The sequence below is a fragment of the Ruminococcus sp. Marseille-P328 genome (assembly GCF_964249465.1).
GTDB lineage: Bacteria > Bacillota > Clostridia > Lachnospirales > Lachnospiraceae > Blautia_A > Blautia_A faecis.
On sequence record NZ_CAXUBQ010000001.1, the window covers coordinates 100,892 to 125,241 of the forward strand.

The window sequence follows — 24,350 nt, forward strand, 5'->3', positions numbered from 1 at the left end:
CCGTGTCGCAAGGTTTTTCTTAAAAAGGGCAAAAAAGCAGCCAATATTTTTTACGCATTGGCTGCTTTTCACACTCTATATTCTATTTTTTATACTTTGTTTTTTCTCTTTGAAATCATGTTCTAAATGCTTTTCTCACTATCCACAAACCACCATATCCAATACTCTTTAACAGATATGTTCCCACCATAAGCAAACGCCATGTCAAAACCACGCTGCCTATCATTCCTCCTATCAGCAGATTAAAAGCAAACATTCCAACAGTACCGCCTATATCAAACCCTTTTGGAATCATCCAGAAATACATTTTTTGTATGCCAAAGGGAATCCCTGAAACTATCCACAATTTCCGGTAATCACACACACCGTTTTCCACACAAAACAGATAAACAATAAACATTACCACAGCTATCCCTAAAAGCGGAACTGCCACATTCTCCAAAAATTCTTTTCTTCTCATCCGTTTTATCCTCCTCCATACATATCGTGATTCACTTCTGCTCTGTAATAATTTTCTATGGTCATGGTTGAATTGTAGAGTGTTGTCAGAAGATACGCCCGGATATTTCCTACCTTGCTGGTATTCTTCTCAAGGCAGCCAACGACATATTCAATATGCCCATGTTCCACCTTCATAAAGCGGTTCTTCACAATCACCACAGGCTTGTCCACTCCGCCAATGCGAACAGTGCTGTTATCCGGCATGACCATAACCTCTACCATCAGTTCCACAAGTTCATCCACTTCCTCCTGTTGTCGATACCTGCTGTCCTCAAAACACTCATACGAAATATTTTCCCTGATAATTTTCCGATAGGCTTCCATCTCTTCCACCATATCTATCATTCCTGCTGTTTTCCTCACTGATAGATGAGAAAGATTAGATAAGATATTATCTGTCTCGTTAAAATCAGTTTCACTACTCTCAGTGTCACTATACTCATTTTCACTAAAATCAGTATTGTTAATATCAGTATTATTAGATTGTGATTTTGGACATTCAGGAGTTGTGATTTTCACTATTCCAGAATTGTGATTTTCATCATTCTTGAATTGTGATTCTGCACATTCTTGAATTGTGGTTTTCATCATTCCAGAATTGTGATTTTCATCATTCTTGAATTGTGATTTTGGACATTCCTGAATTGTGGTTTTCACAACTCTTGAATTGTGATTTTCACAATTCTGTGTATTTACAGGCTTTTCCGGCTCTTTTTCTTCCTTTTCAGGCTGTTTGACCATAAAATTCTTCACATAAATCACGTTGGGTTTCCCCAATCCAAGCCGCCTTTTTTCCACCAGGCCAATGCCCTTTTCACTATCCAGTTCCTTTAATAACCGCACTGCCTTCTGTGTGCCACAGTTCATAAGCTCCGCAATTTCTTCCACAGTAAAAATAATGTATACCCTGTCCTCTTCATCGAACCAGCGATTTTTAATACTCAGGCTCATACGGTCCAGCAACAGACCGTATAAAACCTTTGCTTCGCAGGAAATAGTTTTGAAGCATTCTGCGGTAAATAAAATTTTCGGAATCCGGTAAAAGGTATACTGTTCCGCTTCCATTCCATGAAAATAATCAAACTGTATCTCCTGCATCTTCCTGTTCCTCCTTCCCTTTCTTCTTTCTCCACTGTTCCAACAGCGTATAAATTACTTCCTCAACCTGCTCTTTTGTATAGGCTGGCGGAAAATACGAGCGTACCTTCTTTGCCGAAAGAGTTACCTTTGTTTCTGCTTCCTTTTTCTGCAATAAAACAGAATAGATAATTCCCTGATTCAACGTCTTTTCCCTGCTATGATTCTTGAATAACTCCGCCTGTTTATCTGTTACCGTCAAAACTGCATTATCTATTGCCTCTAACACCCATTCCTGTTCTTCTACCGTCAGAAAAGAAAGTTTCTCTCCCGCTTTCATGGAAAGTCTTTTATTGTCTACATAGTCTAATAATCTGGAAATAAGGAATGATAGACGGATATACCGCTGAACCGTCCTTCCGCTTTCGCCAGCAGCTTCTCCTACCAGATCAGCCGTATGCTTCTCTCCCTTGCTTCCCTGATGTTTCATGGCTTCATATTTCATTTTATAAGCATGGGCTTTCTCACTGGGCAGAATATCTTCCCTCTGGATGTTCGTATCCACCATTATCACCGTAGCAGTATCATCATCCATTTCCCGGATAATTACTGGCATCTCTTCCATTCCTGCCAGTTCACACGCCCGCCATCTGCGGTGCCCTGCCACCATCTCATACTCACCATCACCATACGGACGTACAATTCCCGGCATCAGTATTCCATATCGTTTTACACTTTCCACAGTCTCCTGCATTTTTTCATCATCCAATACCCGGAATGGATGGTCTTTGAAGGTGTGAAAAAGACGAATCGGAACGGATACAATCTTCTCTTCTGCCGTTACTTCACTACTGCCAAATAAATCATCATAAGAAGTCAGCTTTATCTTTTCTGCGCTCTTACTCTTCATCATCCAACACCTCCCCTGTCAGATAGTGATAGCCCTCTGCCACAATTCCTTTCGGGTCATGGAGATAGATGCTTTTTCCCTCTGCGGTAGTTTCAGCCGCCCTTACAGACATCGGTATGCAATTTGCAAAAATATGTATTTTGTTTCCGTACACCTCTCGAATCTGAGCCGCAATATCCTTTGCGAAATTTGTCCTGCGGTCTACTTTTGTGAACAAAATCCCCATGATAGAAAGCTCCGGATTCAGTTTTCTGTGTACCCGCCCTATTGTCTTAATAAGCTGCTGTAACCCTTTAACCGGAAGATAAGCCGCTTCTACCGGAATCAATACCCTGTCAGCCGCCACCAATGCGTTAATGGTAATCATACCAAGTGAGGGCATACAGTCAATCAGGATATAATCATACTGTTTTTTTATCCCACATATATACTGCCGCAATACCATTTCCCGACTCATGACATTCACAAGGGAAGTCTCCAATCCTGCAAGTTCAATATTGGCAGGGATAAAATCCACCCCTTCTTCATGATGGATAATTCCTTCTCCCGGCTCCGGTTCCTTGTCATTGATAAGTTTTTCCATAATATTGACCAGTGTCTCATCCAGCTCGTCCGGTTCCTGAATCCCAAGACTGACCGCCATGCTTCCCTGTGCATCTGCTTCAATCAGAAGCACTTTTTTCCCTTCCCTTGCAAGACCGATTCCTAAATTCACACAGGTAGTTGTCTTTCCGACACCACCTTTTTGGTTTGCGACTGCGATTACTCTACACATACTTTCTTCCTGCCTTTCTCCTGTCATGCTTTACTGCATGGTATTTTCTCTTTTCTCTATTTCTGCGTATACACGAAAATATTTGTTTGTTCCTTTATTTGCAAACGGTTTCGATACTCCAAGCACCCGGATTTTCGGGTGCTGTTCCAAAAGTTTCCCAAACCACTGTATATCCTTAACTGTTCCCTGTAATCTAACCTTCAGCATATGAATCCTCCCAATCCCGATAAAAACAATACTCCGGATAACGGATTTTGACTGCCTCCCAAAAGTACCTTGCATAGCCACAGCAGAATAAATCACTGACCGAATATTCCCTGCATTCATCTACCTGTCTGTCACTGTCTCCTTCATAATCATAAACACTGGGAGTACCGTCACAATATAGGTTAAATGCCAGCCGTATAATCCTTACGCTGCCGCTTGTCTGCCAGCCTTCATGCAGGCATTCCGTTTTCACGTATCCTGTCTTAAAATCGTATATCTGTTCTGCGTTTTCTCTTGTATCCCGGTCAATTCCAAGACAATACACCAATGCCTTGTGGTATACATCCTGATATCTGCACTTTGGCAGATAGGTGTAATAAAATTTTTCGTGCTCCTTATTTTTGAAAGTAATTGTGCGAGTAGTATCTTTACCTGCTCTTAACGCTGTGTTATTTGCCATTTTAATTTCCTCCTGTTTTTTTGTACATGACCGTAACAAAAAAGACACTCTTCTAAAATTTCTCTTAGAAAAGTGTCCTCATAATGTAAAAATATTGATTTCATTTTGCATGGACTATTTAAAATCATTTATTATAGCCCATTAAGGAGGTTTTATTTGTCGTACCTTTGTCGTACTCTACATCAAAAAGCCTACATTTTTTAATCCTTTATCGGATTTTTAATACAGCTTTGCACCAGCCGGAATATGTTCATCTACCATCAGTAAATGTAATCCCTCTCTTCCGTCTTCCTCGTGTACTGCTGAAATCAGCATACCTTCGGAATCAATGCCCATCATCTTTCTCGGCGGAAGGTTTACGATTGCAATCGCTGTTTTTCCTACCAGTTCTTCCGGTTCATAATACTCGTGAATACCGCTTAAAATCGTGCGTTTACGGTCTGTTCCGTCATTCAGAGTGAACTTTAAAAGCTTCTTACTCTTCGGAACTGCCTCACACGCTTCAATCTTTACGGCTCGAAAATCTGACTTGCTGAAAGTGTCAAAGTCAACGTTTTCTTCAAAAAGCGGTTCGATTTTTACATTGGAAAAATCAATCTTCTCAGCAGGTTTTTCCTCTGCTTTTACAGCCGGTGCTGCCTGTGCCGCATTGTTTGCTTCGTTCTTGGAAGCGCCCTGTGACTTCATTGTCGGGACCCTTTTTGTGGTTCTTTCATACTCGACCAAGCTGGTGTTAATACTATGAAATTCTCCATATTCCAATTATCCCCCATACTTCATATTTTTGCTCTACTTTGAGTCACTTTGCGGGCAAATGATGTAAAATATGATGTAAATGATGTAGGGCGATAGTAGTATATGCAAGAGCATAGTCATATACAAGAAATTATAACTTCTCTTATTTACAATGTCAATCCACATCAAAGTAACGCTGCCTTATCTTTTCCTGCTTCAGAACAAGAAAAAAGAACACACAACACTCTGTATGTTCTCTTTCTGTATGTGAAGTCCAATATTATACTTTGAAGTAGCTATCCAATCCTTTGAACTCTTCCGCTTTCATTTCTTTTGTAACATCAGCATAGATGTTCAGTGTAGTTGAAATATCTGAATGTCCGAGTGCGTCTTGAATGACCTTTATATTTACTCCAGCTTCACACATTCTTGTTGTAAATGTATGTCTAAGCGAGTGGCAGCTAAAATGAGGAAGTAACACATCAGGTTCATCACTGTGCAAAAACTGCTCATCATTGCAATCACGGATAATTCTTCGGATTGCTTTGTTGAGTGTGGCTTGGTGCTGTGCCTGACCAAAACGATTGATGAAAATAAAATCTGTATATCCGTCAATCGTGACCTCGCAATGAAGTCCTAAATCTTCCTGCTTCTGTTTCTCATGTTCAAATGCTTCTTTCACAAAACCGAGCATTGGAACCTGCCTCATACTCGCCGGAGTCTTCGTTGTATTTACATTGAAATAACAGCCACTTTTACTTCCCTCGGTTCTGTGGTCATAATATACAAGAGTATGATTAACATCAATCATTCCACTTTCCATATCAATATCACACCATCTCAATCCAGTTACTTCCCCCACACGAAGTCCAGTTCCTATCATTACTGCAAAGACCGGATACCAGTGTTCATATACAGGGTGGGTTTTCAGGAAATTCAGAAATAGCTCCTGCTCCGGTTTCGTCAACGCTCTACGCTTTTCCGACTGAAAACAATGTGCTTTTTTCAATTCTCTCAACACATTATCTGACGGGTTATTTCTGATAAAGTCATCATCGACAGCAATCTGTAAAACCTGATGAAGAACCGTATGTATATTATCAATCGTTGAAGGCTTCAAATTTCTTTCATCAACAAGATAATTGTAGTATTTCTTAATATCCGATTTCTTCAGCGTTGATATTCTTTTACTTCCAATCACTGGTCGCACAAAAGTATTGTACATATATTTGTAATTTTCAAAGGTATTATTCTTCAGCCCTCTTTTCATATTTGCCCAAAGGTCAAATAATTCATCAATGGTTGTGTATCGTGCTTCGGTCTTAATACCATCACATTTATCTTTCTGAATACGCTTCTCTTTTTCTCTCAGGTCATCTAAGGTTCTTGCGTAAACAAATCTTCTTTTCATCTGGCTGTCCTGCCAGCTAAATTGATAAGTACCGTCTTTTCTCTGAACCTCTCCGGTTTTCAGAACAACCCTTGATTTATCTTTTCTTTTTGTCGCCATTGTATCCTCCTAAATTCTAAACTGCTTATCTATATATTTGTCCAGTCGTTCCCTCACAATATGGATTTTATTGCCTATCCATATTGCAAAGGGACAACCTGCTTGATTAGACAACTCACGCAACTTCGTTCTCCCTATACCGGAATATGCTGCGGCTTCTTCGATTGTCAGCCACTTTCTTTCCCATATCGGTTCTTCAGCATTGCTTATGAGTTTTTCCTGATATGTTCTTACTTCGGCAAGTAAGCGTTCATCATCATTCAAGGAAAGTAAGTTTTTCAATGTATTCATCAAAAATCCTCCTCTTAATCATTCGACGATTTCCTATATGAAGAACAAATGGGCATTCTTCTTGGCTTGTTAGTTTTCTCAGTCTTTCTCTACCTATGCCAGAATATTCAACTGCTTCATCAATCGTCAAATTAGACTTATGCCATATCGGCACATCATATTTTTTTCGGATAATCTTTTCTGTATCTGCCATTACGGAAGCACCTCCTTGTTTTTTTCTGCCCTTATGATAATTAAAAAATGGCGATGAGCCTATTATGCGAACCGACCCATCGCACATTTTACAAATCAGCTATATCGAATACGCATTATCAAGATATTCGTCCAGTTTTCTTCTTTTAATCAGTCGCTTACTTCCATTCCAAAGAACAAAAGGGCAAAACTCCGAGTCGGACATTTCTCTTAATTTTCTTGAGCCAATACCACAATAAGCTGCGGCTTCTTCTACTGTAAGATTGGACTTTTTCCAGATAGGAATAATGATTTTATTTTCTGTCATTGCTTCCCCTCTTTTCTTTCTTTGATGAATATCTGTCGGTAACAACATAATCCCAACCATCCCCATCGCACTTATCACATCTATCTTTTCGCTTTGCAAATGGGTCGAGTCGCCTTACAATATAGTCCGGATTGTGAATATAATCATTCAGGCACTTTGGGCATAGGCAGCGAATATTTTCTTTCCCCTCCGGCTTGTAAACCCAAAGTCCAAAAGTCTTTTTCAAAGTTGCGTTTATCTGCCTGAAAAGTTTATTATCATCTACCGTACCTATGTATTCACGCAAATCCTCTCTATTGACTGTCCGTATCTGCTCCAGAAGAACCATTGACGGTTTCTTCAGTCCAAACTTCTCGCCGAGAATAATGTGCGATGGCAAATATCTTTTCTTGATTACACTTGTAACTGCCGCAACAATAATCGTTGGAGCATTCTGGTTGTAATCGTCTGCCTGAACTACAAGTACCGGACGCTCTCCACTTTGTACTGAACCACTGTTATCTCCAAAGTCATAGTAGAATAAATCCCCACGATAAATCATTTTTTCTTTCATATACATAACCTCACAAGAATCTAATTTTTAAAGTGTCATTCGTATCCGGAATGAAATAACCCCTTCACTCATTTGGACAAAGGGTGCTGAAATGCACACCCAAAATCAGAGATTTTCATAAAATTTGATAAAGTTTTTCTTTGCCGCAGCAATAGACTTATCTACGGAGCTGTAATATACGCCCTCCTGCTTTGCAATCGCTCTGGAACTCAGACCGCAGCACACATTCTTCATAAGGCGTTCCCTTTGAAGTGGCTGCAACATTGAAAGTGCTATCCTTGCTTTCCTGATTTCACACTGACGCAATTCTTCTCTTTCCAGTTCAAGCCTTTCTTCCTCTGCTCTTTCAAACGGGTCGTCAAACATAATGGCAAGTTCTTTATGGAACTGTGAGGACATTTCATCGTCATATCCATAGCAGTCAAGTGTGCGACTGCTTCTCTTTGCATACTTGTCCTCATTTCGGTTTGCATCGTCAATTACCTCTCCCTGTGCAATGGAAAGATGAACAAACGGAGAATATCTTTCTATAACAAGGGGATACTTCTCCCAAAGCTCTTTTACCGATAATTCCGTAATAATCGCCCATCTTTCAGCTCCGGTATAACCGTTATATTCGTATTTAAGATTTATCAGTTTACAATCCTTTACAAATAATTCTTCTTGTTCTGTTAATGTAAGTTTGTTTTTCATTTCCGTAATCTCCTTTGAATTTTGAAAAATTGATAAGTTTCAAAATTCGGAGATTACGGGTACTCAGCTATCTGGCACTGCCATGCGTTATAAAACATAAAAGTCCTTTCCCAAGTAAGGGAAAAGACCTAATACTGCACGAAGCATAATCGAATAAAACAGCAACAAAAAAAGCACCGTCGAATCTGAACAGCAAAGAATACTTCTATTCTTCACTTATCCGGCTTCGTACGGTGCTTGGTAGTTTAGCAAATAAATTGCTTATCTCCGCTTACTCGATTAGAAATCGTTTCGATATTTACTTGTAATCTTCATCGCCTGCAATTCCTGCCATATCCGTTCCTGCGGATTCTGCGGAAGTAAGCGAGATTTAAGATATGGACATTCTTGCATTTCTGACACTTCACACTCAAATGTCCGGTTGCGTCTGAAAAAACTCTTTGTATCCTGAACCCACAAGTCGGGCAGAGAATATCACGCTCTTTCAGACTTTCAGCTTCCACTCTTGACAGAAGCAATCTCTTTTGTATTTCAGGTGCTACCTGAGTCTGTAACCTCATTGAGAAACACCTCCCAGATTTAACTCATTGGAAATGTACTCAAGGATATTGTGATACTCAAATAGCCCCATATCTCTCAATCTGATAACCAAGGCTGTATAAGATACTCCGATATAAGCTGCCATTCTGCGGATAACTGCTTTATCCTTTGAAGTAATGGTATTATCGCCATAAACTCTTATCGGATTTGACTGATTATATTTCGCCAAGGCATTTTCAATAATTCTTCTCGGCATAAGAAGCGAAGCTCCCATTGTATCTGCCTGCCACTCAACAGACGCAAACATCTGAGCCAGTTCCTCTTTGGAATAACTACGCTCACTGTCATACTCTGCATGAAAGCGTCCTTCACTCGGCATTGCATACATCTTACTCAAGATATGATGTGACGCTTCGTGTGCCATTGTAAATCTGCGACGTCCCTGCTCCTTTTCAGCAAGAAGAAATTTATCAAGTACGATGGTATCTTTCGGGAAAACAAAGGGAATAATTTTTCCGTCCTGATGTATCAGCAGTGGTGTTGCTCCATCTGCCAGAAAACCAATCCTGCCTGCATCATCTTCTGCGAAAGAAGCGTATTCAATTCGTAACATAAGAAATTCTGTAATGAAATGTTCTATGTCGATGGATTGAATCACTCGATTGCTAAACTTATTAGCATACGCTGTTATCAAGCCTTCGCTGATTTCTTCCAACTCGGCTCTTGACATATAAATACTCAAGTTGTGTCCACCTCCGACTCCACCTTGTCCGGCGGTGCAACTCCTCCGGCAAAGTTCTGTTGTATTTCCGCACTATCCAAATTGATTAGATAGCGAATTCCTTCAAGTGTTCTCATTCGTCTGTCCTCTGTTATAGTTCTTTGATGATGTGACAAGCCACACCCTGAATGCAGCACTCATCTACAATGATGTCTTTCATCTTCTTATTTTCCGGGTGGAGAATGATTTTCTTATTCTCATCATCTCGGAAGTAACGTTTCAATGTATTCTGATTATCCACAAGGGCAACTACTATATCGCCCTCATTGGCTTCTACCTGCTTTTTAACAACCACAAGGTCGCCGTCATCAATCCCTGCTTCAATCATAGACTGACCGCTTGCTCTTAATATGAAGAAATCTCCTTTACCGAAAATAGCAGTAGGAAGTGATACATATTCTTCAATATTTTCTTCCTCATACTGAGGACTGCCACAAGGAATAGAACCTACAATCGGTGTCTGTGTCTGTTCGCCACTGTACTTACGGGTCACATTGGTGCGAATCTCCTGCCCGTCGTACTCAATCATATTCTTCTCAGCCATCTCTACCAAGTATTTATATGCTGTACCTCTGGCAATACCAACCGCTTCAGCAATCTTTGTAGTCGATGGGGATTGTCTGTTTTGCAGGTAATAATCCTCGATATACTTTTTTATCTCACTCATAAGTTCAGGACTCTTGCTTCTCATACCTGCACCTCACTTTCTTTTCTATCGGAAGCAGTTTGCTTTCGATAGTTTTATTATACCTGATACGAAAATTTTTTCAAGTAGGTTTTTCGCAAAAGAAAAGAGGTGTCGCAATTTGCTAACACCTCAGTATCTTTCAATATTTTCATTGAAAAATTCCGCCCATAAAGGCTTTTTTGTTCAATGACCTTAGATTTTGCAATTTGTGCAGACCGTCTGCACAAATTCTATTCTGTTTCCTTTTCTTCGTTATCCTGCTGTTGAAGATAGAACATTGCCTTTTGAGTTTCAATCTCCGCTTTCAGTTCTTCTTTTGTCGGCAGGTATAATTTGTACTTGGAAGCAAATAATTGTTCATTGCCGTGCATAACAGAATAACGGGCAATATCATCATCTGTATCGGAACAAAGAACAATACCGATTGTTGGGTTATCGCCTTCACTGCGTTTCAGTTCGTCATACATACGGATATACATGTCCATCTGTCCTACATCTTGATGTGTTATCTTCTCTGTTTTCAGGTCGATGAGAACAAAGCATTTCAGTATGTAATTGTAAAACACAAGGTCGATATAATAGTCCTGCTTCTCCGTATGAATATGCTGCTGTCTTGCCACAAAAGCATATCCCTTTCCAAGCTCCATCAAGAATTTCTGCAAATTGGAAAGGATACTTTTCTCAAGGTCACTCTCTGTAAAATCTGTATTCTGCGAAAATCCTAAGAACTCCGCAACTACCGGATTTTTAATGAACTCCAACTTATCATTCTGATACGGTGCAGTCAGTTCCTTCATTTCACTTTCTACAAGCTCTTTTTTCTGTGTCCCCAGCATACGATAATAATACTGAGAAGAAATGTTCCTCTGCAAAGTACGAACACTCCAAGTCTGTTCTGCGGCTTCTTTCTCATACCAGTCACGAGCTTCAGGGTCTTTGACCTGTAATAATGTTCTATAATGCGACCACGAAAGCAGAACGCCGGATTGTCTACACGCCGTGTCGACAATTTCAGGAAAGGTTTTATAAAACTTCAGACAATGATATAAATTACTTCTATCATATCCTTTTCCATATCGCTGAGTCAGTTCTTTAGAAATTTTCTTTATTACCTCTAGCCCATACTCCGAGCGTTCATCTCCACCTAATTCTTCTTCTGCTATTCTGTAACCAATCAACCAATTTCTCTGCACGAGCAATGTATTGACAGCCTGATATGCAGCTTTTTGTGAGGACTCGATAATCCCACACATATCCTTTAAGATGTCATCGGTTTTAACAAAATTATCCATAAAACTATTTTGACCGATTTTTTCTAATTTATTCTCCATAGCCATCGCTCCTTTGGATTTCATTTTCAAATTATTCGCTTTCCTGCATATCCTCATCGGCTTGTGCAATCATCTGTCTGTACTGTTCTTTTACACTTTCCGGTGCAAGTATCTGTACCTTGCCATTAAAGCCAAACACCCAACCGAAAAAGGTAGGACTGGCTGATACTTCGGTCTGTACTCTGAAGGAAGTCATATCATACGCAAGGGTTGTCACATCTTCTCCGAAACGGTCAACCATTGTTTTCATCAGACTATTATCACATCTTAAATCCACAAGAACTTTCTCGCCTGAGAACATAAAGAATACTTCCTTTGTGTAATTCTCAATATCAAAATCATCAGGCATAGAAATAATATCTTTATCCAATATCTCCGGCTTGGAAGCAATACGGTCTACCCTGAAATTGATAACCTTACTTTTCTTCTCAGAATATCCGAGAACATAATAATAGTCCCCACACCAGAGAAGTTTATACGGACTGAGCTTATATACTTCGCCCTTATTCTTCAGAACCTTCTTCTTTAATCCGGTATAATCGTAATACTGGAAAGAAATCTGTTTACTTGCATTGATGGCGTCATTTATAGCGTCGATGATGTAATATATCTGCTCATTATCGGGCTTAATGCGATTGACCACATAGTTATTACGCTTCAGCTTTGCCACCTGCCCCGGACTGGTCATCGTATGTATCTTCTCAATCAAAGTTTCGCTTTTCTTCTTGGTAATGAACTTCGATGACTCCACTGCGTCTATCAGCAGTTTCAGTTCCGGCAATTCAAACTTACGACTGGCTACAAAGTATTTGCTCTGAGTAGAATGGATAGTAACAATATCCATTCCAAACTCTTGAAGTGCAGCAATGTCTTTCGTAACAGTAGTTCTATGTGCAGATATTCCATATTCATCATTCAATATATTGATTAACTGTGTTGTGGAAAGAGGATTTTCTTCATCAGTTCTTTCCAGTAAAATCTTTTGTAAATATAAAATCCTTGGCTTTGTTTCCATAATTTTTACATACTCATCACTTGATTAAATCTATATGTCGATACTTGCCTGTTGAACTACTAAAGTTGGTTCTAAAACATTTGATTTCATGAGCGTACTTCCTGCATACATTAAATAGTGGATACCGCTTGCAACTGCCATTTCCTCGGCTGCCGCTTTTTTGGCAAGTACAACTTCATCATCTATCTTATTATCGCCTTTTACCTCTATCAGTTGATATGAACCATCTTCCATTAGAGCAAGAAAATCAGGATAGTACTTTCTCAATCGCTTTGACTCAGGGTCATAATATTGCACCGACAAATCACCTTGATTAGAAGTAAACATACCAGTAAAATAAATTTCCTTAACCTTATTACTTGAAATATACTGTAAAAAACATTCTTTCTCTGGTTTAGAGTCGAAACAATATGTATCTGCATGGAAACTCTTTGCTTCTTCCTTTGGAGTGAAATTATTGTGTCCTTTGGTAATTACAAGCTCATCATTGGCAGAAAACTCATAGTATCCTGAATCTTTTGGTTCCCTAAGAAGTACCATATCAACATCTTCACTTTTCTGTGTACTCTTAACCTCATAAAGTGTATGAAAAATTTCAGGTATTATCACATCTTCCAAAATCTCATTATGACGATTAACTGCTGCAACAATATTATCTGAACCGTCCACGGACTCACGTAATATCTTAGCAATCGTAAGGCAAGAAATATTCATATACCGTGAAATTTCTGCCGTCAAAGAAAATTCGCTAAATCGCTCTTGCTCTTTCATAGAGTCAATATTCGTTTCCTTTTCAGATAATCCTAATCGCAAACTTCCTTTTTCATACATCTTAGCTTCATATTTTGACTCGTCCAATTCTGCCAAATGGAAATCAATAGGTACAGAATATTCCTTTTCGATGAGAGAATATTCGTGCCACAATCTTTTCATTTTAATACTTCTTGGCGGCGGTAAAACACGAACCTTATACACTTTTTTATTTGTATTTGGGGATTTACCAAAATCTGAAATCTCCATATTATAATTTTTTCGAAGTTCATCATCGAGCGTGTCATAATTCTCTTTTGACAAGAAAATTGTAGCTTTTAACTGTTCCTTTGTAAGCTGTCTTAAGCAACGCATTGTAGCCTGTAGAACAAATACTTTTGATTTTGGACTTCTAAATAAAGCAATTCCAAGCAGTGAACGACAATTCCAACCCTCTCGCCCCTTTTCAACAAGGATAATAAATTGCTTTTTACTTCCCTCAGTACCAATAACATCAAGGTTGTTAAAATTTTTAATATCCTCATCTTTTGTGACAGACGGGTCGCCTGTATTTACCAAAACAGTCGAAAGCGATATACCAAGTTCACTTAATACTTTTTCAACAGCAGGACGTACCACATCTGTTGCTTCTTTAACATTTGCTGCAAAAATAGCAAGCTTCGGTAATAATCCTTCATAAGTTTTACCGCCATAGCGTTCCCAAAATTTTGTAATCGAAGTACGCAGAAACTCCTCATTTTTAACGTTTTCAAACCCAATCGGGTCTGCATCTTTTAAATATCCGTGAGCAATAGACTCATTCAATCCATAGGCATATACTACCTCTGGTAACACCTGCTTATTAACATACGGTGTACCTGTGTAGTTATAGCACGCAACAATAGAGGTGCTTGCAGCAAGCATATTGATTGTATTACGAAGAGTGGTCTTGTTTGCTCCACCAGAACGAAGTTCTTTCTCCAAATTAGCTCCAAACAAATGATGTGCTTCATCGACATACACACCCAACTGTGGCAGACGGCAAAGTTTCTTAAAACGTTGATTATCAATCAATGAAGCATCGTCCCACACGTCAAAACCATCATCGCCGTTGCCTCCATAAACATCTGCGAGTAATGAACCTGAGCCGAAAAGGATATCTACCGGTGTATCCTCCTTACGTTTTTTCTTTACAATGATTTTCTGATTATTAGAAATAACTATATTAAAATCAGAATCATCAATTGTATGAAGCGTTATACCTGTCCCTTCAAGGAAATGGAACTTTATGTTTTGGTCTAAAACATGAGCATATTCTGGTGGCACAACCTTCGTTTTATCAAAGGTCATAATCTCTCGAAGAGATTCCAAAACAGTCTTATCTGGTGCAAATACCAATGCATTATGACAAAATCTTTTATCCTTTGGGTATTTCTTGGCAAGTAGGAACTCATAGAAAATACAAGTAGCCATAAGAATAGTCTTGCCAAGTCCCATAGTTAAAGCATAAATATAGTTAGGATAATCTTCCTTATACTTCTTCATCTGCTTAAACACAATTTCGTTCTGCTCATCACCCATATCTAAAAGTGTCCCCTGACCGCCTTTGTGAATAGTATAATACGACGCATCTGAAAATCTATTTTCTCTTTTTCTCCATTCATCGAACATTTGATACATATGGGCATTATCCATAAATTCCTTGACAAAAACATACATCTCCAAGGCTTCAAATTGTGGTTCACGCAGAAATGCATCACTATTTTCGTTGCTATCATTATATGCAAGGAATTTTTTTGTTAAGTCATTGTATCTTGAACGGATTTTTCCTCTATTTTTGCTGTAATATTCCCATAGCTGTTCATAGAAAGCAAAATCCTGAACAAATGCTTTTGTATTTTTTGCCATAGGTTATTCAACCTCCATTTCCAATGACTCCGACAACAAGTCTGTAATCTTAACTCGAATAGTTCCTGCATCTTCAGGAATATCATAAATACCACTTACAATTTCTTTCTTGTCTGGCACATCAGTTATCGTTGGCTGCATAACCACTCCATCGTAATTCCAGTCAATCATTATTGACTCTACTAGCTGACGCCAATCCTCCACATATTCTTTTTGTAAAGAAAGTTTCTGCATAAGATTCATTGGATAGAACGACCTAATAACCAGTTTACTTCCCTCTTTGACAATCTCTGCCTCCGCCTCTCGTTTCAGTTGTAAGTCTTTCTTATCTCTGAGAATATCCACAATTTCAATATCCAGTTTATACTCAGAAAGTCCCTGCTCCAAAGAAGCCTTTAAATCAGGTTCGTGTCCCATACAAACAATGGTTATTCTTTCTACAGGTTGAGTCGGATTATCTGCCTTTCTTTTTTCATATGTTTTATATGGAAGATTTGCTTTTAATTCTTCCAAATCTGCCTTAGTTGCAATACGGTTTACTGGCATAATTTTAACCATTCGACCGTCAAGTTCTCCGTCCCACACATCGCTCTGAGGAAACGGTTGAATCTCAAGCGCTTGAATAATCAAATCTCTCGCTTCCAAAGGATTCCTAAAAAAATCATAATTATTAACGTTATAAACTTCAAATCCAGTATATTTCTGGTTTTCCTGCAACTGACTATCTAACTCTTTTGCTACATTGATAAGACGTTTAGTAGTTGTTTGAATTGAGCCAAGGTTAATATCTGCCCCAATAAATTTTCTTCCAAGTTTCATTGCTACAGCTTGGGTTGTTCCACTTCCCATAAAGCAATCAAACACCAAACTTTCTGGATTAGAAGATGTTCTCATGATTCGTTCAAGTAAACATTCCGGTTTCTGGGTAGGATAATCTAACCTTTCAGATGATGTAGGACTAACACGATTTAAATCGTCCCATAAGTCTGTAACAGGAGTTCCTTTTGCATCCTTCAAATATCTTCTTCTACTAAGAGATTTTCCTGTTGAAGACAATTGTATTTCTCCGGCTTCATATAAGGACTGCATAGTTTCTTTTGAATATCTCCAATATCCCGATACTCCTAAGAATTCGTAATAGGGATTTCCTTTACTTGCTCCACCTGGTCCATCAACGGGTGTTAATCGATACCTTTCTCCAGTAACTTCATCTATATATTTATAATCTCTTTCAATAGTTTCCTTTGAATATGCTAAATACTGCTGGTTCCATATAGGATGTCCTGTCTTAGAATAAATAAAAATCGTGTCAGTTACAATTCCAAAATGCTCTGTTCCCTGACCAGCATTCCCCTGTGCGTGTGAACGTTTCCATGTTATAACATTATGACAATTCATTGGACCAAACAATTCGTCTAATATACACCTCAAATGTGATGATTGATGCCAATCACAATGTAAATATAATGTACCTGAATCTGACAATAATTCTCGCATAATTATCAATCTTTCGTACATAAATTGAAGATAACCATCATTGTTCCAAATATCTCCATATTGTTTTTCCTCAAAAGATGCCGTATCACTTGTTGCACTATTTGATTTAATACGTATGCTTTTCTTATAGTAAGCTTTACTATCAAATGGTGGGTCTATATAAATAAGGTCAATTTCCCCACGATATTCTTTAAGCAAATGGCTCATAACCTGTAAGTTATCTCCCCAAAATATCTTATTTATCCAGCCGTTAGTTTCCTCACCATATCTTTCACGAAGCTGAGCCGGATAATATTGTGTAGACTCATAGGGACGCTTTCCCGTCCATCTAAGCTCTGGATATCCCTTAATTGTCGGGCGTTTATCAAATTCAAAAGTCATTTGTCCTTCCATTTTTTAATCCTCCGTTATTCTTTGCTACCATATTTATTTCTGTGGCTCTAATCGGTATAAGTCGTCCTTCCATATACAAATCCCGCCCCAGTAAACTATGAAGTAGAATATATTTATCAGTTTCCAACAGATTAGGATTTTCACTCAGCAAAGCATTCACTCTTTCAATCATCATTGGTTCTGTAAGCTGTGCTAAAGTGGATTCAACATCAAGCTCTCCTGCATTTTGAAGTTTCGTAAGACTGCTTAACAGCCCAATCCAATGATAAAGAAGTTTTCGCTTTTCTGCATCTACTTCTTCCTTTGTCATAATTTCAGACAATATTGGCTGATTCTCAACTACCTTATGTTCTGTTTCACATTTTATCTGGTCTATCTTAAGCTCTTTAGAAAATAAAACATCTTTTGCCCCCTTCCAAAGTGGGACTATATGCTTATGCCAAACATTAGGAATTACTTCATAGAAGAAAACATCTTCTGCTCGGTCAATGGCATATTTAGAATATTCCACCATCTTATCTCGAACTAAATCTTTTATAGGAGAAGCATAACTTTTCTGCACCACACTATCAGCCACATAATGCTTTAATTCCTTAAGTACCCTATGTGGTTTTCGATTCATCAACCTGCCATATTCATCTATAAAAGCTTCATCATTTTTCCATTTTATGAAAAGTTCATCTGTTGGAATAATATATATAATATTATTTTTCCTAACTCTATGTTCTGCCATACACTCTACCTCTCGTTACTTATTGCAGTAGTATCGAAAATCGCAGTTCTTACAAGTTTTCGCATCATCGCAGCGATGCTTAAAATCCTTCCTAAGAATTTTATGTACAGTATCATCAAAAGCTGCAACTGTTCCTTCAATAGCAGTCCTTGTATAAGGATATGTTATCATCGGATTACCATTTTCTTCTCCCGTATAGTAGAGATGCATTTTGCTTACCTTCTGTCCGGTTCTCTGTTCAATAAGATAAGCATAGATTTGTAATTGTCTACGATAATGTTCTAACCTTTCTCGCATCTTAACCATATCTGGCTTTCGCTCAGATTTGAAATCAACTATTTCAACTGTACCGTCAACGCCTTTGACAAGGTCAATCTTACCATCTATGATATAGTCCTCTTTAACAAGACTTACATCTACCTCAGCCTGCTGAACAGATGCCCATTTGCCGTCCATTCTCTCTGCATATCGTTCTACTTGACTGAGTGCTGCATTACGCTGTGGCTCAGCCAAATAAGTATGCTCCGACTTAACAAGCGAATTATAATTTGACTCAAACCAAGTAGCAATATTATCGTTAGTGATTTTATCGACTTCTCCTCTGATAGCAGCTCTATGAATATCTTCAATGGTTTCATGAACCAAAGTACCGAACATCATAGCGTTCTGTCGAACAGGCATAAATTCAAGTTCCTTATAGAACTTATACTGTAAAGCACAAGTTTCATAAACTGTAATGTGAGAAGTAAACGAAAAGGAATTTTTCAAATTTACCTTCTTTACAGATTGAAAAGAAAATTCGCTTAAATCAAATTCGTCACTATCCACACTCTGAATTTCATCATAAATATCTCTAAAGTATTGGCTTGGAGTACGTTTATTTTCATCGCAGGTAAGTACGAGCAAATTCTGTGCCCTTGAAAAAGCCGTATAGTATAATCTCCAAAAATCAAAATACTTTGTTTGGTCATAAGGTTCAAATGCCGGTCTATGGAAATATTTTTCCTCGACTTCTGTCATAAGGTCTTTATATGTTTTTCTCGGTACATTACTTAAAGAATCCACCAATACAATTGGGAACTCCATTCCTTTAGATTGATGTATTGTAAGGAATGACACACAACCACTCGGTGCATACTCCGCCTCGTCTTCATACTCAGATATTCCACCGTCATAAAGTAGTTTTAAATAAAGATTAAAAAGTAGTTCTGTGTTTCTATCAATATATGAACCATTAAATACATCAACTCTATGCAGATACTCAAACTTACCGATTATCTGTGTAAGTAAAGCAAGATTTCTTGTAGGTCGAATATCAACAACACCTACACTCATATCTGTATCAAGAATATCGCTAAAAGGTCTAAACATAAACAACTTATAAAGCAATCCTGAATAAGCATAATCCGTCGTTCCAGTCAACCCTGCGTGTACTTTGCCGTGTTTTCTAATAAACTGTAATAGTTCTTTATTATCCGCCCTAGTAACATATTCATTAGCAGCAACAATGCATTCCCTATAATATCGGTAATGTTCTACCTGCAAAAAATCAAATTCTTGTTTTTCAAGTTTCATTACATATTTAGGAAACATAAGCATTAAACACCCCAATGCCAGTTTTATCTCATCACGTTTGAAAAACATATCTGAACGAGGAGAATAGACATTTATTCCATTTCTCTCCAAAAAATTTGCAAGTGCTGTTACTCGCTGATGCTTAACCGAGCTGAATAAAAAAGCCAGTTGGTTGTAATCCGTAAGCTTTCCTGATTCTTTTAACTCCTTAATAAAACCAAGTATTTTCTCATGCCACTCATCTTCATCATCTTTGCTAAATAATTTTACTACCGCAGGACTTTGTATATCGGACTTTACGTGTGGCTCAATTTTCTTTTGATAGCGATATCTATCCCAAGAAAATTTGAATTTATGCCCCGATGTAGTTGATATCCATTCGTTATAAAAATCCACAATATCACTATTAGAACGATAATTTACTACCAGCGGAATAATCTTACATCCCTCATTTTCAAATTTGTGCGGAAATTCAAGTATATTACGGATAGTTGCACCCCTAAAACGATATAAACCTTGGTCATCATCTCCTACAACGCATATATTATGATGTTTAGCTCCAAGCAAAAACACTATCTGTTCCTGTATGTAGTTTGTATCCTGATATTCATCTATCATAAGATATTGCAGTTTATCTTGTAATTCTTCTAATATCTGTTTATTCTGCATAAGCAATTTGTAACATTCAGTCTGAATTGTTGAGAAATCAATCAAATTTCCTTCCTCAAGCATTTCTTGATAAACAGACAGCACTCTTCCAAGTGTTCTTATCCCAGGATTATCATCTGACTGCAATGCTTCAATATCAACCATTTCTTCAGACAAATGGTTGATATATGTGCAAATCTCATCAGACCGTTTCCAAGAACCTCCCTTTGAAAGAAGCTCATCAATTCCCTCTATATTCTTGAATTTATGAAAATTTCTAAACACAAGATACTTTTGGTCGAAAGTATCAAGTAAACGATAATTTCGTTTAAGTCTTGTAAACTCTAAATTCTCTTTTATAATCCTCAAACATAAAGAGTGAAATGTACCAATATACATTTCATTTACATTGACAGAAATATTCCTTTCTGCTAACTCATTTGTAATACGGGTTATAAGTTCTTTAGCTGCCTTTTCCGTAAAAGTAGCCATCATTATTTGTTCAGGTTGTATGCCACATTCTTGAATAAGATAAACCGCCCTCTTAACAAGTGTAAATGTTTTACCTGTACCGGGTCCTGCTGTGATAAGCACAAGACCGTCTGTGGCACTTATTGCTTCTTTTTGAGCTTCGTTTGCATTTCCATAATTAAACATATAAACAGCTCCTATTCCGTCCCAGTAAAATCCACTTTTCTTTATTCATCTAAAATAACTTCGCATATATCTCCGATGTCACAATGAAACACCTGACATATCCTCATCAGTACTTCAAGAGATACTGGCTCATTCTTATTTATCTTCGTTGCAGCGTATGATGTAATTTCGGCTGCACGCATTAAATCCTGTCTTTTCATTTGATTGTCAATCATAAGTTTTTGAAGTTTGTTATAGCATATCTTCATCAGTAACACCTCTTCATCTTATAATTCTTCTTCGTTACAGTTAACCATTTAACATTATATATTAAATTTTCAGGCATTTCAAGATTTCGGACAGAAATGTAACCTTTCAGACACTAAGGTGTCACTTTTTACAAACACCTAATACGACTCTTTTAAAGAATACTAAAAAAGAGATGCCGAAGCACCTCAATTATACATTCTATTATTAACATTCAATGCAATCATTGCTATGACCTTTTCTATCGGCGGCTCTTTTCCGTCCGGTGCAACTACTTTCCAAAAAGCTATTGCTTCCGGTTCAGCACTTTTCATTGCTTCCCGAATGGCAAACTGCATTTCCTCTTTTACTGCTTTTTCGGTTGTTCCATTTTCTTTCGCTATTTGTCTGAAAATGTCGTTCACTTCTACTTCCTCCTATGTCTATTAGTATGTGTCTATCACTGACAGTTGTTGTTATAGCATATTCTCTCTGTCGAAGTCCCGAAAAATTTGTCGATAGCAGAAATTTTTTATACTGAAAAAAAGAAAGCTCGTCGATTAGGACGAACTTCTGTGTTTTATGGAAGTATTTGCTTTGACTGCTTCACAAGTGTATCTATGACTTCATAAATTCTGTTTCTATCTTCAGGAACAAGTTTTTCAAGCTTCTCATTCAGCATTGAGTTCTTGACTGTATATCCCGTTTCCAGAACATCTGTAAGAACCATATCCGATGATACACCTAAAGCATTTACTATCTTTATGAAAGTTTCGAGTGACGGAATTTTCTCTCCACGCTCAACCATACCAATATAATTTGTTGTCAAATCTGTTCTCTCAGCCAAATCTTCTTGACGTAATTTCCTCGCAAGTCGGAACTTTCTTATATTCTTGCCGATTGTATCGAGCTTCATCACATCACCTCCTTTAGTGTGTTTCCATAACTAATAGTATAGGTTAAGTCGATTTCAAATCACACGCACCCAAAGGAAGCCAAACCAACTATTAGTGATGATTCCCAACTATTTTTATGTTATACTATAAAAGTAGTAATTCACGATTGTTAATGGCGAAAGACAAATCACAACCCAAGAGCCAAGTTAAACAATCTCCATAGAATAAACTTAGGGGTAAAAGGAATGGACGAACAAAAGATAATATTCAGTAATCGGTTTGAAAAAGAGAAATTTGAGGATTACAAAACAGATTTGGGAACTGACAGCTCAGTTACTCCCGACTTTACGGAAGCTGATGATTTTTTAAAATTTATACAGAAGAACCGCAGAAGTGTTCCAAGTAAAGAGCGAATTGCTGACAAGGATAAATTTATCAAAACCGTTTACGAACTATCCAATAGCTTTGAAATTGACGCTGACCTGATAGAATTTGCCGAGGGATATATCGCCAACATCTATGTAGATTATGCCTGCTACACTGGATATATCAAGAAGCTGTTAGCAATTCTTTTTATCCTTGCCGATGATATTTCCTTTTTAGACGGCAGTAAAGAAAATGCCGATATGCTTTTCAGCTTCACTTATCACACACACCATATTTTCCTGAATAACAGAAAAACAACTGATTTCTCATAATGTACCCGATGGCTACTCAACTGAGCAGCCATCTTTTCAATTTTCCAGACACCGTCTGGAATTTTTAATATGCCGGAATACCGTATCCATAGATATTGCTGCTTCCGACTGCGTACTGTCTTTGCTTGCAGGCGTCGCCTGAGTTGCCCTCTACGGTATAAACTGTGCCATTCTCACACTTCTCTACGATACCAACGTGGTCTGTTGTACCGTCGCCTTCCCAATCAAAGAAGATAATATCTCCTACCTTTGGTTCATAAGTGCGGTCTTGCCATTTTCCATTTGACTTAAACCAGTTTGCACCATCCACGCAACCTGCAAATTTCAGAACAAGTCCGCTTTCAATATACCCGCATTGGTCAGCACACCAAGATACGAAGCAGGCACACCATTCCACTCGACTATTAAAGCCGTACCAGCTCCAGTAAGGTTGTCCGCCCTGATTGCCTAGCTGTGTCAAGGCAACCTCAACAATCGCCTGATTACCTCCGGCAGTAAAGGCTCGCCCATACGGATAGTATCTCAGAACGTGAGCCGGATATTGGGTATCTCCATAACTGTCCCAACCAAGCCTTTGTGCCTGCTGAGTGGAAAACTCCACTGCATTGGCATAAGAATAACCGCCATACTTTGTTTTTGCCCAAGAAATATACCCATTACCGAAGTTGTAGCCTTGCAAGGCAAGTTTGATATGCTCCATATCTATCGGACTTTCCACTTCTGCCGAAGTAAGAGCCGCTTTCAATTCCTGAACTCCACACTGGATAGAATATTCAGGGTCTTTAATTCCATTAGGTTCGTGCGGATACCTTGTATTGAAACTTCCCTCTGCTGCCTGCATAGGGTCAAGTCCTCTGCCACCGCTTTCCTGCATCATAACCGCCTTGATAAGTTCTACATACTCAGGAATGCCGTACTCTTTGGCATACTTCTGTATGATGGGTTCATAGGCTTCTACCTCTGCACTTACCGGAGTATAGGAATTACTGTCACTTCCTCCTCCAAACATTGCTACGGCAGCACCAAACAATACGACAATCATAATAATCAACACCGCTATCCAACCGCCTGCTGCGATTGCTGCTACAAGTGCTTTTGTCCCTGCAATAATCGCTTTGACTGTCGCAACGGTAGCTTTCGCTGTCGCTTTGACGGTATCTGCTGTGGCTTTCGCCGCTTTCTTTGCCGTCTGAGCTGCTTTCTGTGTTGCTTTGGCTGTTGTTTTTGCTGTTTTCTGTGCTATAATGGCAGCTTCTTTTGTGGTCTTAATAGAAGTCTTTGCCGTTTGTTCTGCGGTCTTAACCGACCTTTGAACAGTATTGGTCGCACCTTTCGATACGGTCTTGACTGTCGTATTTCCTGCCGACCTTGCAGACTGTTTAATTGTTTTCTCCGTACGCTCCAGAGTTCGGATGCTCTGTTTTCCGACAGGATTGACCGATTGTTTCTGAAGCTGTTTCTCTGCACGCTTGGTCTTGAAATTCTCAATTCCCGTTTTGGCTTTCTGATAATTCTGTCTTGTTTCACGCACACCCCATCTGCCGACTTTATCTGCACGGTATGCAGTTTCGTGAACAGTCCTATCCGTTGCCGCTTCGATTTTATCGGAAGCATATTCCTCTGCGGAATTTTCCGAAGCGTTAGTGGAATGTTCTGCCTTATCTTTCGTCATTACATAGGCTTTCTTCATTCGCTCCGTGGCAACTGCTGCCTTATTTATGGTCTTGATTGTACCTTTGCTTGTATCTCTTGTTTTTATATCAGCCATCGGTTTCCTCCTTTCTCGAAAAATAATAGAGAGTGG

Annotated in this window: 27 protein-coding genes; 1 reads left to right on the top strand and 26 read right to left on the bottom strand. The window is 38.5% G+C overall.

Going from position 1 to position 24,350, the window contains the following annotated elements; genetic code table 11:
- Window positions 1-115: 115 nt before the first annotated feature.
- The 25 genes from ACESTK_RS00470 to ACESTK_RS00590 all read right to left on the bottom strand — a co-directional run bounded on the left by ACESTK_RS00470 (window position 116) and on the right by ACESTK_RS00590 (window position 21,868).
- Window positions 116-460, bottom strand: coding sequence for a DUF6050 family protein (locus ACESTK_RS00470; protein ID WP_151190433.1), 345 nt, complete (start codon window positions 458-460; stop codon window positions 116-118).
- A 5-nt stretch (window positions 461-465) separates the two neighbouring features.
- Entirely contained in the window at window positions 466-1,590 is a 1,125-nt protein-coding gene (locus ACESTK_RS00475) for a DUF6017 domain-containing protein (RefSeq protein WP_373118351.1), read from the bottom strand.
- Window positions 1,580-2,491 carry a ParB/RepB/Spo0J family partition protein gene (locus tag ACESTK_RS00480; RefSeq protein ID WP_330591321.1) on the bottom strand — a complete coding sequence of 304 codons (912 nt, stop codon included), beginning with the start codon at window positions 2,489-2,491 and terminating at the stop codon, window positions 1,580-1,582. The genes ACESTK_RS00475 and ACESTK_RS00480 overlap by 11 nt, the downstream gene beginning before the upstream one ends.
- On the bottom strand, window positions 2,478-3,263 hold the full coding sequence (locus tag ACESTK_RS00485; RefSeq protein ID WP_151190431.1) for a ParA family protein: 786 nt from the start codon (window positions 3,261-3,263) through the stop codon (window positions 2,478-2,480). Before ACESTK_RS00485 ends, ACESTK_RS00480 begins: the two co-directional genes overlap by 14 nt.
- Before the next feature lie 30 nt (window positions 3,264-3,293).
- Entirely contained in the window at window positions 3,294-3,470 is a 177-nt protein-coding gene (locus tag ACESTK_RS00490; RefSeq protein WP_173770147.1) for a hypothetical protein, read from the bottom strand.
- Entirely contained in the window at window positions 3,457-3,930 is a 474-nt protein-coding gene (locus ACESTK_RS00495; protein ID WP_151190430.1) for a DUF6075 family protein, read from the bottom strand. Before ACESTK_RS00495 ends, ACESTK_RS00490 begins: the two co-directional genes overlap by 14 nt.
- A gap of 219 nt (window positions 3,931-4,149) precedes the next feature.
- Window positions 4,150-4,617, bottom strand: a complete 468-nt coding sequence (gene metG / locus ACESTK_RS00500; protein WP_118031657.1) for a methionine--tRNA ligase subunit beta — start codon at window positions 4,615-4,617, stop codon at window positions 4,150-4,152.
- 328 nt (window positions 4,618-4,945) lie between these two features.
- On the bottom strand, window positions 4,946-6,175 hold the full coding sequence (locus ACESTK_RS00505; protein WP_117461305.1) for a tyrosine-type recombinase/integrase: 1,230 nt from the start codon (window positions 6,173-6,175) through the stop codon (window positions 4,946-4,948).
- A 9-nt stretch (window positions 6,176-6,184) separates the two neighbouring features.
- The gene (locus ACESTK_RS00510; protein ID WP_023920548.1) at window positions 6,185-6,466 is read right to left on the bottom strand and encodes an excisionase; all 282 of its coding nucleotides are present in this window, start codon (window positions 6,464-6,466) and stop codon (window positions 6,185-6,187) included.
- Complete coding sequence (locus ACESTK_RS00515) at window positions 6,432-6,659, bottom strand: excisionase (RefSeq protein ID WP_002594705.1); 228 nt, start codon at window positions 6,657-6,659, stop codon at window positions 6,432-6,434. The genes ACESTK_RS00510 and ACESTK_RS00515 overlap by 35 nt, the downstream gene beginning before the upstream one ends.
- 99 nt (window positions 6,660-6,758) lie before the next feature.
- Complete coding sequence (locus tag ACESTK_RS00520) at window positions 6,759-6,965, bottom strand: excisionase (RefSeq protein WP_002594704.1); 207 nt, start codon at window positions 6,963-6,965, stop codon at window positions 6,759-6,761.
- Window positions 6,952-7,518, bottom strand: coding sequence for a type II toxin-antitoxin system PemK/MazF family toxin (locus ACESTK_RS00525; protein ID WP_118374205.1), 567 nt, complete (start codon window positions 7,516-7,518; stop codon window positions 6,952-6,954). Before ACESTK_RS00525 ends, ACESTK_RS00520 begins: the two co-directional genes overlap by 14 nt.
- 105 nt (window positions 7,519-7,623) lie before the next feature.
- Complete coding sequence (locus ACESTK_RS00530; protein ID WP_055291085.1) at window positions 7,624-8,211, bottom strand: hypothetical protein; 588 nt, start codon at window positions 8,209-8,211, stop codon at window positions 7,624-7,626.
- Window positions 8,212-8,522: 311 nt separating this feature from the next.
- Window positions 8,523-8,771: a hypothetical protein gene (locus tag ACESTK_RS00535; RefSeq protein WP_002594701.1), complete on the bottom strand. Its 249-nt coding sequence runs from the start codon at window positions 8,769-8,771 to the stop codon at window positions 8,523-8,525.
- Window positions 8,768-9,493, bottom strand: coding sequence for an ImmA/IrrE family metallo-endopeptidase (locus ACESTK_RS00540; protein WP_055196061.1), 726 nt, complete (start codon window positions 9,491-9,493; stop codon window positions 8,768-8,770). The genes ACESTK_RS00535 and ACESTK_RS00540 overlap by 4 nt, the downstream gene beginning before the upstream one ends.
- 130 nt (window positions 9,494-9,623) lie before the next feature.
- Window positions 9,624-10,223 (bottom strand): transcriptional repressor LexA, encoded by a 600-nt coding sequence (gene lexA / locus ACESTK_RS00545; protein ID WP_002587849.1) that lies wholly within the window; start codon window positions 10,221-10,223, stop codon window positions 9,624-9,626.
- Window positions 10,224-10,450: 227 nt separating this feature from the next.
- Window positions 10,451-11,551: a YhcG family protein gene (locus ACESTK_RS00550; protein WP_229027226.1), complete on the bottom strand. Its 1,101-nt coding sequence runs from the start codon at window positions 11,549-11,551 to the stop codon at window positions 10,451-10,453.
- A gap of 31 nt (window positions 11,552-11,582) precedes the next feature.
- The gene (locus ACESTK_RS00555) at window positions 11,583-12,566 is read right to left on the bottom strand and encodes a YafY family protein (RefSeq protein WP_118374204.1); all 984 of its coding nucleotides are present in this window, start codon (window positions 12,564-12,566) and stop codon (window positions 11,583-11,585) included.
- Window positions 12,567-12,596: 30 nt separating this feature from the next.
- Window positions 12,597-15,224: a DEAD/DEAH box helicase gene (locus ACESTK_RS00560; RefSeq protein WP_118374203.1), complete on the bottom strand. Its 2,628-nt coding sequence runs from the start codon at window positions 15,222-15,224 to the stop codon at window positions 12,597-12,599.
- A gap of 3 nt (window positions 15,225-15,227) precedes the next feature.
- Window positions 15,228-17,114, bottom strand: a complete 1,887-nt coding sequence (locus tag ACESTK_RS00565; RefSeq protein ID WP_148336043.1) for a site-specific DNA-methyltransferase — start codon at window positions 17,112-17,114, stop codon at window positions 15,228-15,230.
- Window positions 17,092-17,847, bottom strand: coding sequence for a hypothetical protein (locus ACESTK_RS00570; RefSeq protein WP_118374202.1), 756 nt, complete (start codon window positions 17,845-17,847; stop codon window positions 17,092-17,094). Before ACESTK_RS00570 ends, ACESTK_RS00565 begins: the two co-directional genes overlap by 23 nt.
- Before the next feature lie 15 nt (window positions 17,848-17,862).
- Entirely contained in the window at window positions 17,863-20,727 is a 2,865-nt protein-coding gene (locus ACESTK_RS00575) for an ATP-dependent DNA helicase (protein ID WP_148336042.1), read from the bottom strand.
- Window positions 20,728-20,768: 41 nt separating this feature from the next.
- On the bottom strand, window positions 20,769-20,975 hold the full coding sequence (locus ACESTK_RS00580; RefSeq protein ID WP_118374201.1) for a helix-turn-helix transcriptional regulator: 207 nt from the start codon (window positions 20,973-20,975) through the stop codon (window positions 20,769-20,771).
- A gap of 186 nt (window positions 20,976-21,161) precedes the next feature.
- On the bottom strand, window positions 21,162-21,377 hold the full coding sequence (locus ACESTK_RS00585) for a hypothetical protein (RefSeq protein WP_117537645.1): 216 nt from the start codon (window positions 21,375-21,377) through the stop codon (window positions 21,162-21,164).
- 155 nt (window positions 21,378-21,532) lie between these two features.
- Window positions 21,533-21,868: a helix-turn-helix domain-containing protein gene (locus tag ACESTK_RS00590; RefSeq protein ID WP_055291077.1), complete on the bottom strand. Its 336-nt coding sequence runs from the start codon at window positions 21,866-21,868 to the stop codon at window positions 21,533-21,535.
- 225 nt (window positions 21,869-22,093) lie between these two features.
- Here ACESTK_RS00590 and ACESTK_RS00595 point away from each other — a divergent pair, with 225 nt between their 5' ends.
- The gene (locus ACESTK_RS00595) at window positions 22,094-22,546 is read left to right on the top strand and encodes a hypothetical protein (protein ID WP_118374200.1); all 453 of its coding nucleotides are present in this window, start codon (window positions 22,094-22,096) and stop codon (window positions 22,544-22,546) included.
- Window positions 22,547-22,610: 64 nt separating this feature from the next.
- Here the strand turns inward: ACESTK_RS00595 and ACESTK_RS00600 are convergent, their stop codons facing one another.
- The gene (locus tag ACESTK_RS00600; protein ID WP_118374199.1) at window positions 22,611-24,314 is read right to left on the bottom strand and encodes a lysozyme family protein; all 1,704 of its coding nucleotides are present in this window, start codon (window positions 24,312-24,314) and stop codon (window positions 22,611-22,613) included.
- Window positions 24,315-24,350: the final 36 nt, after the last annotated feature.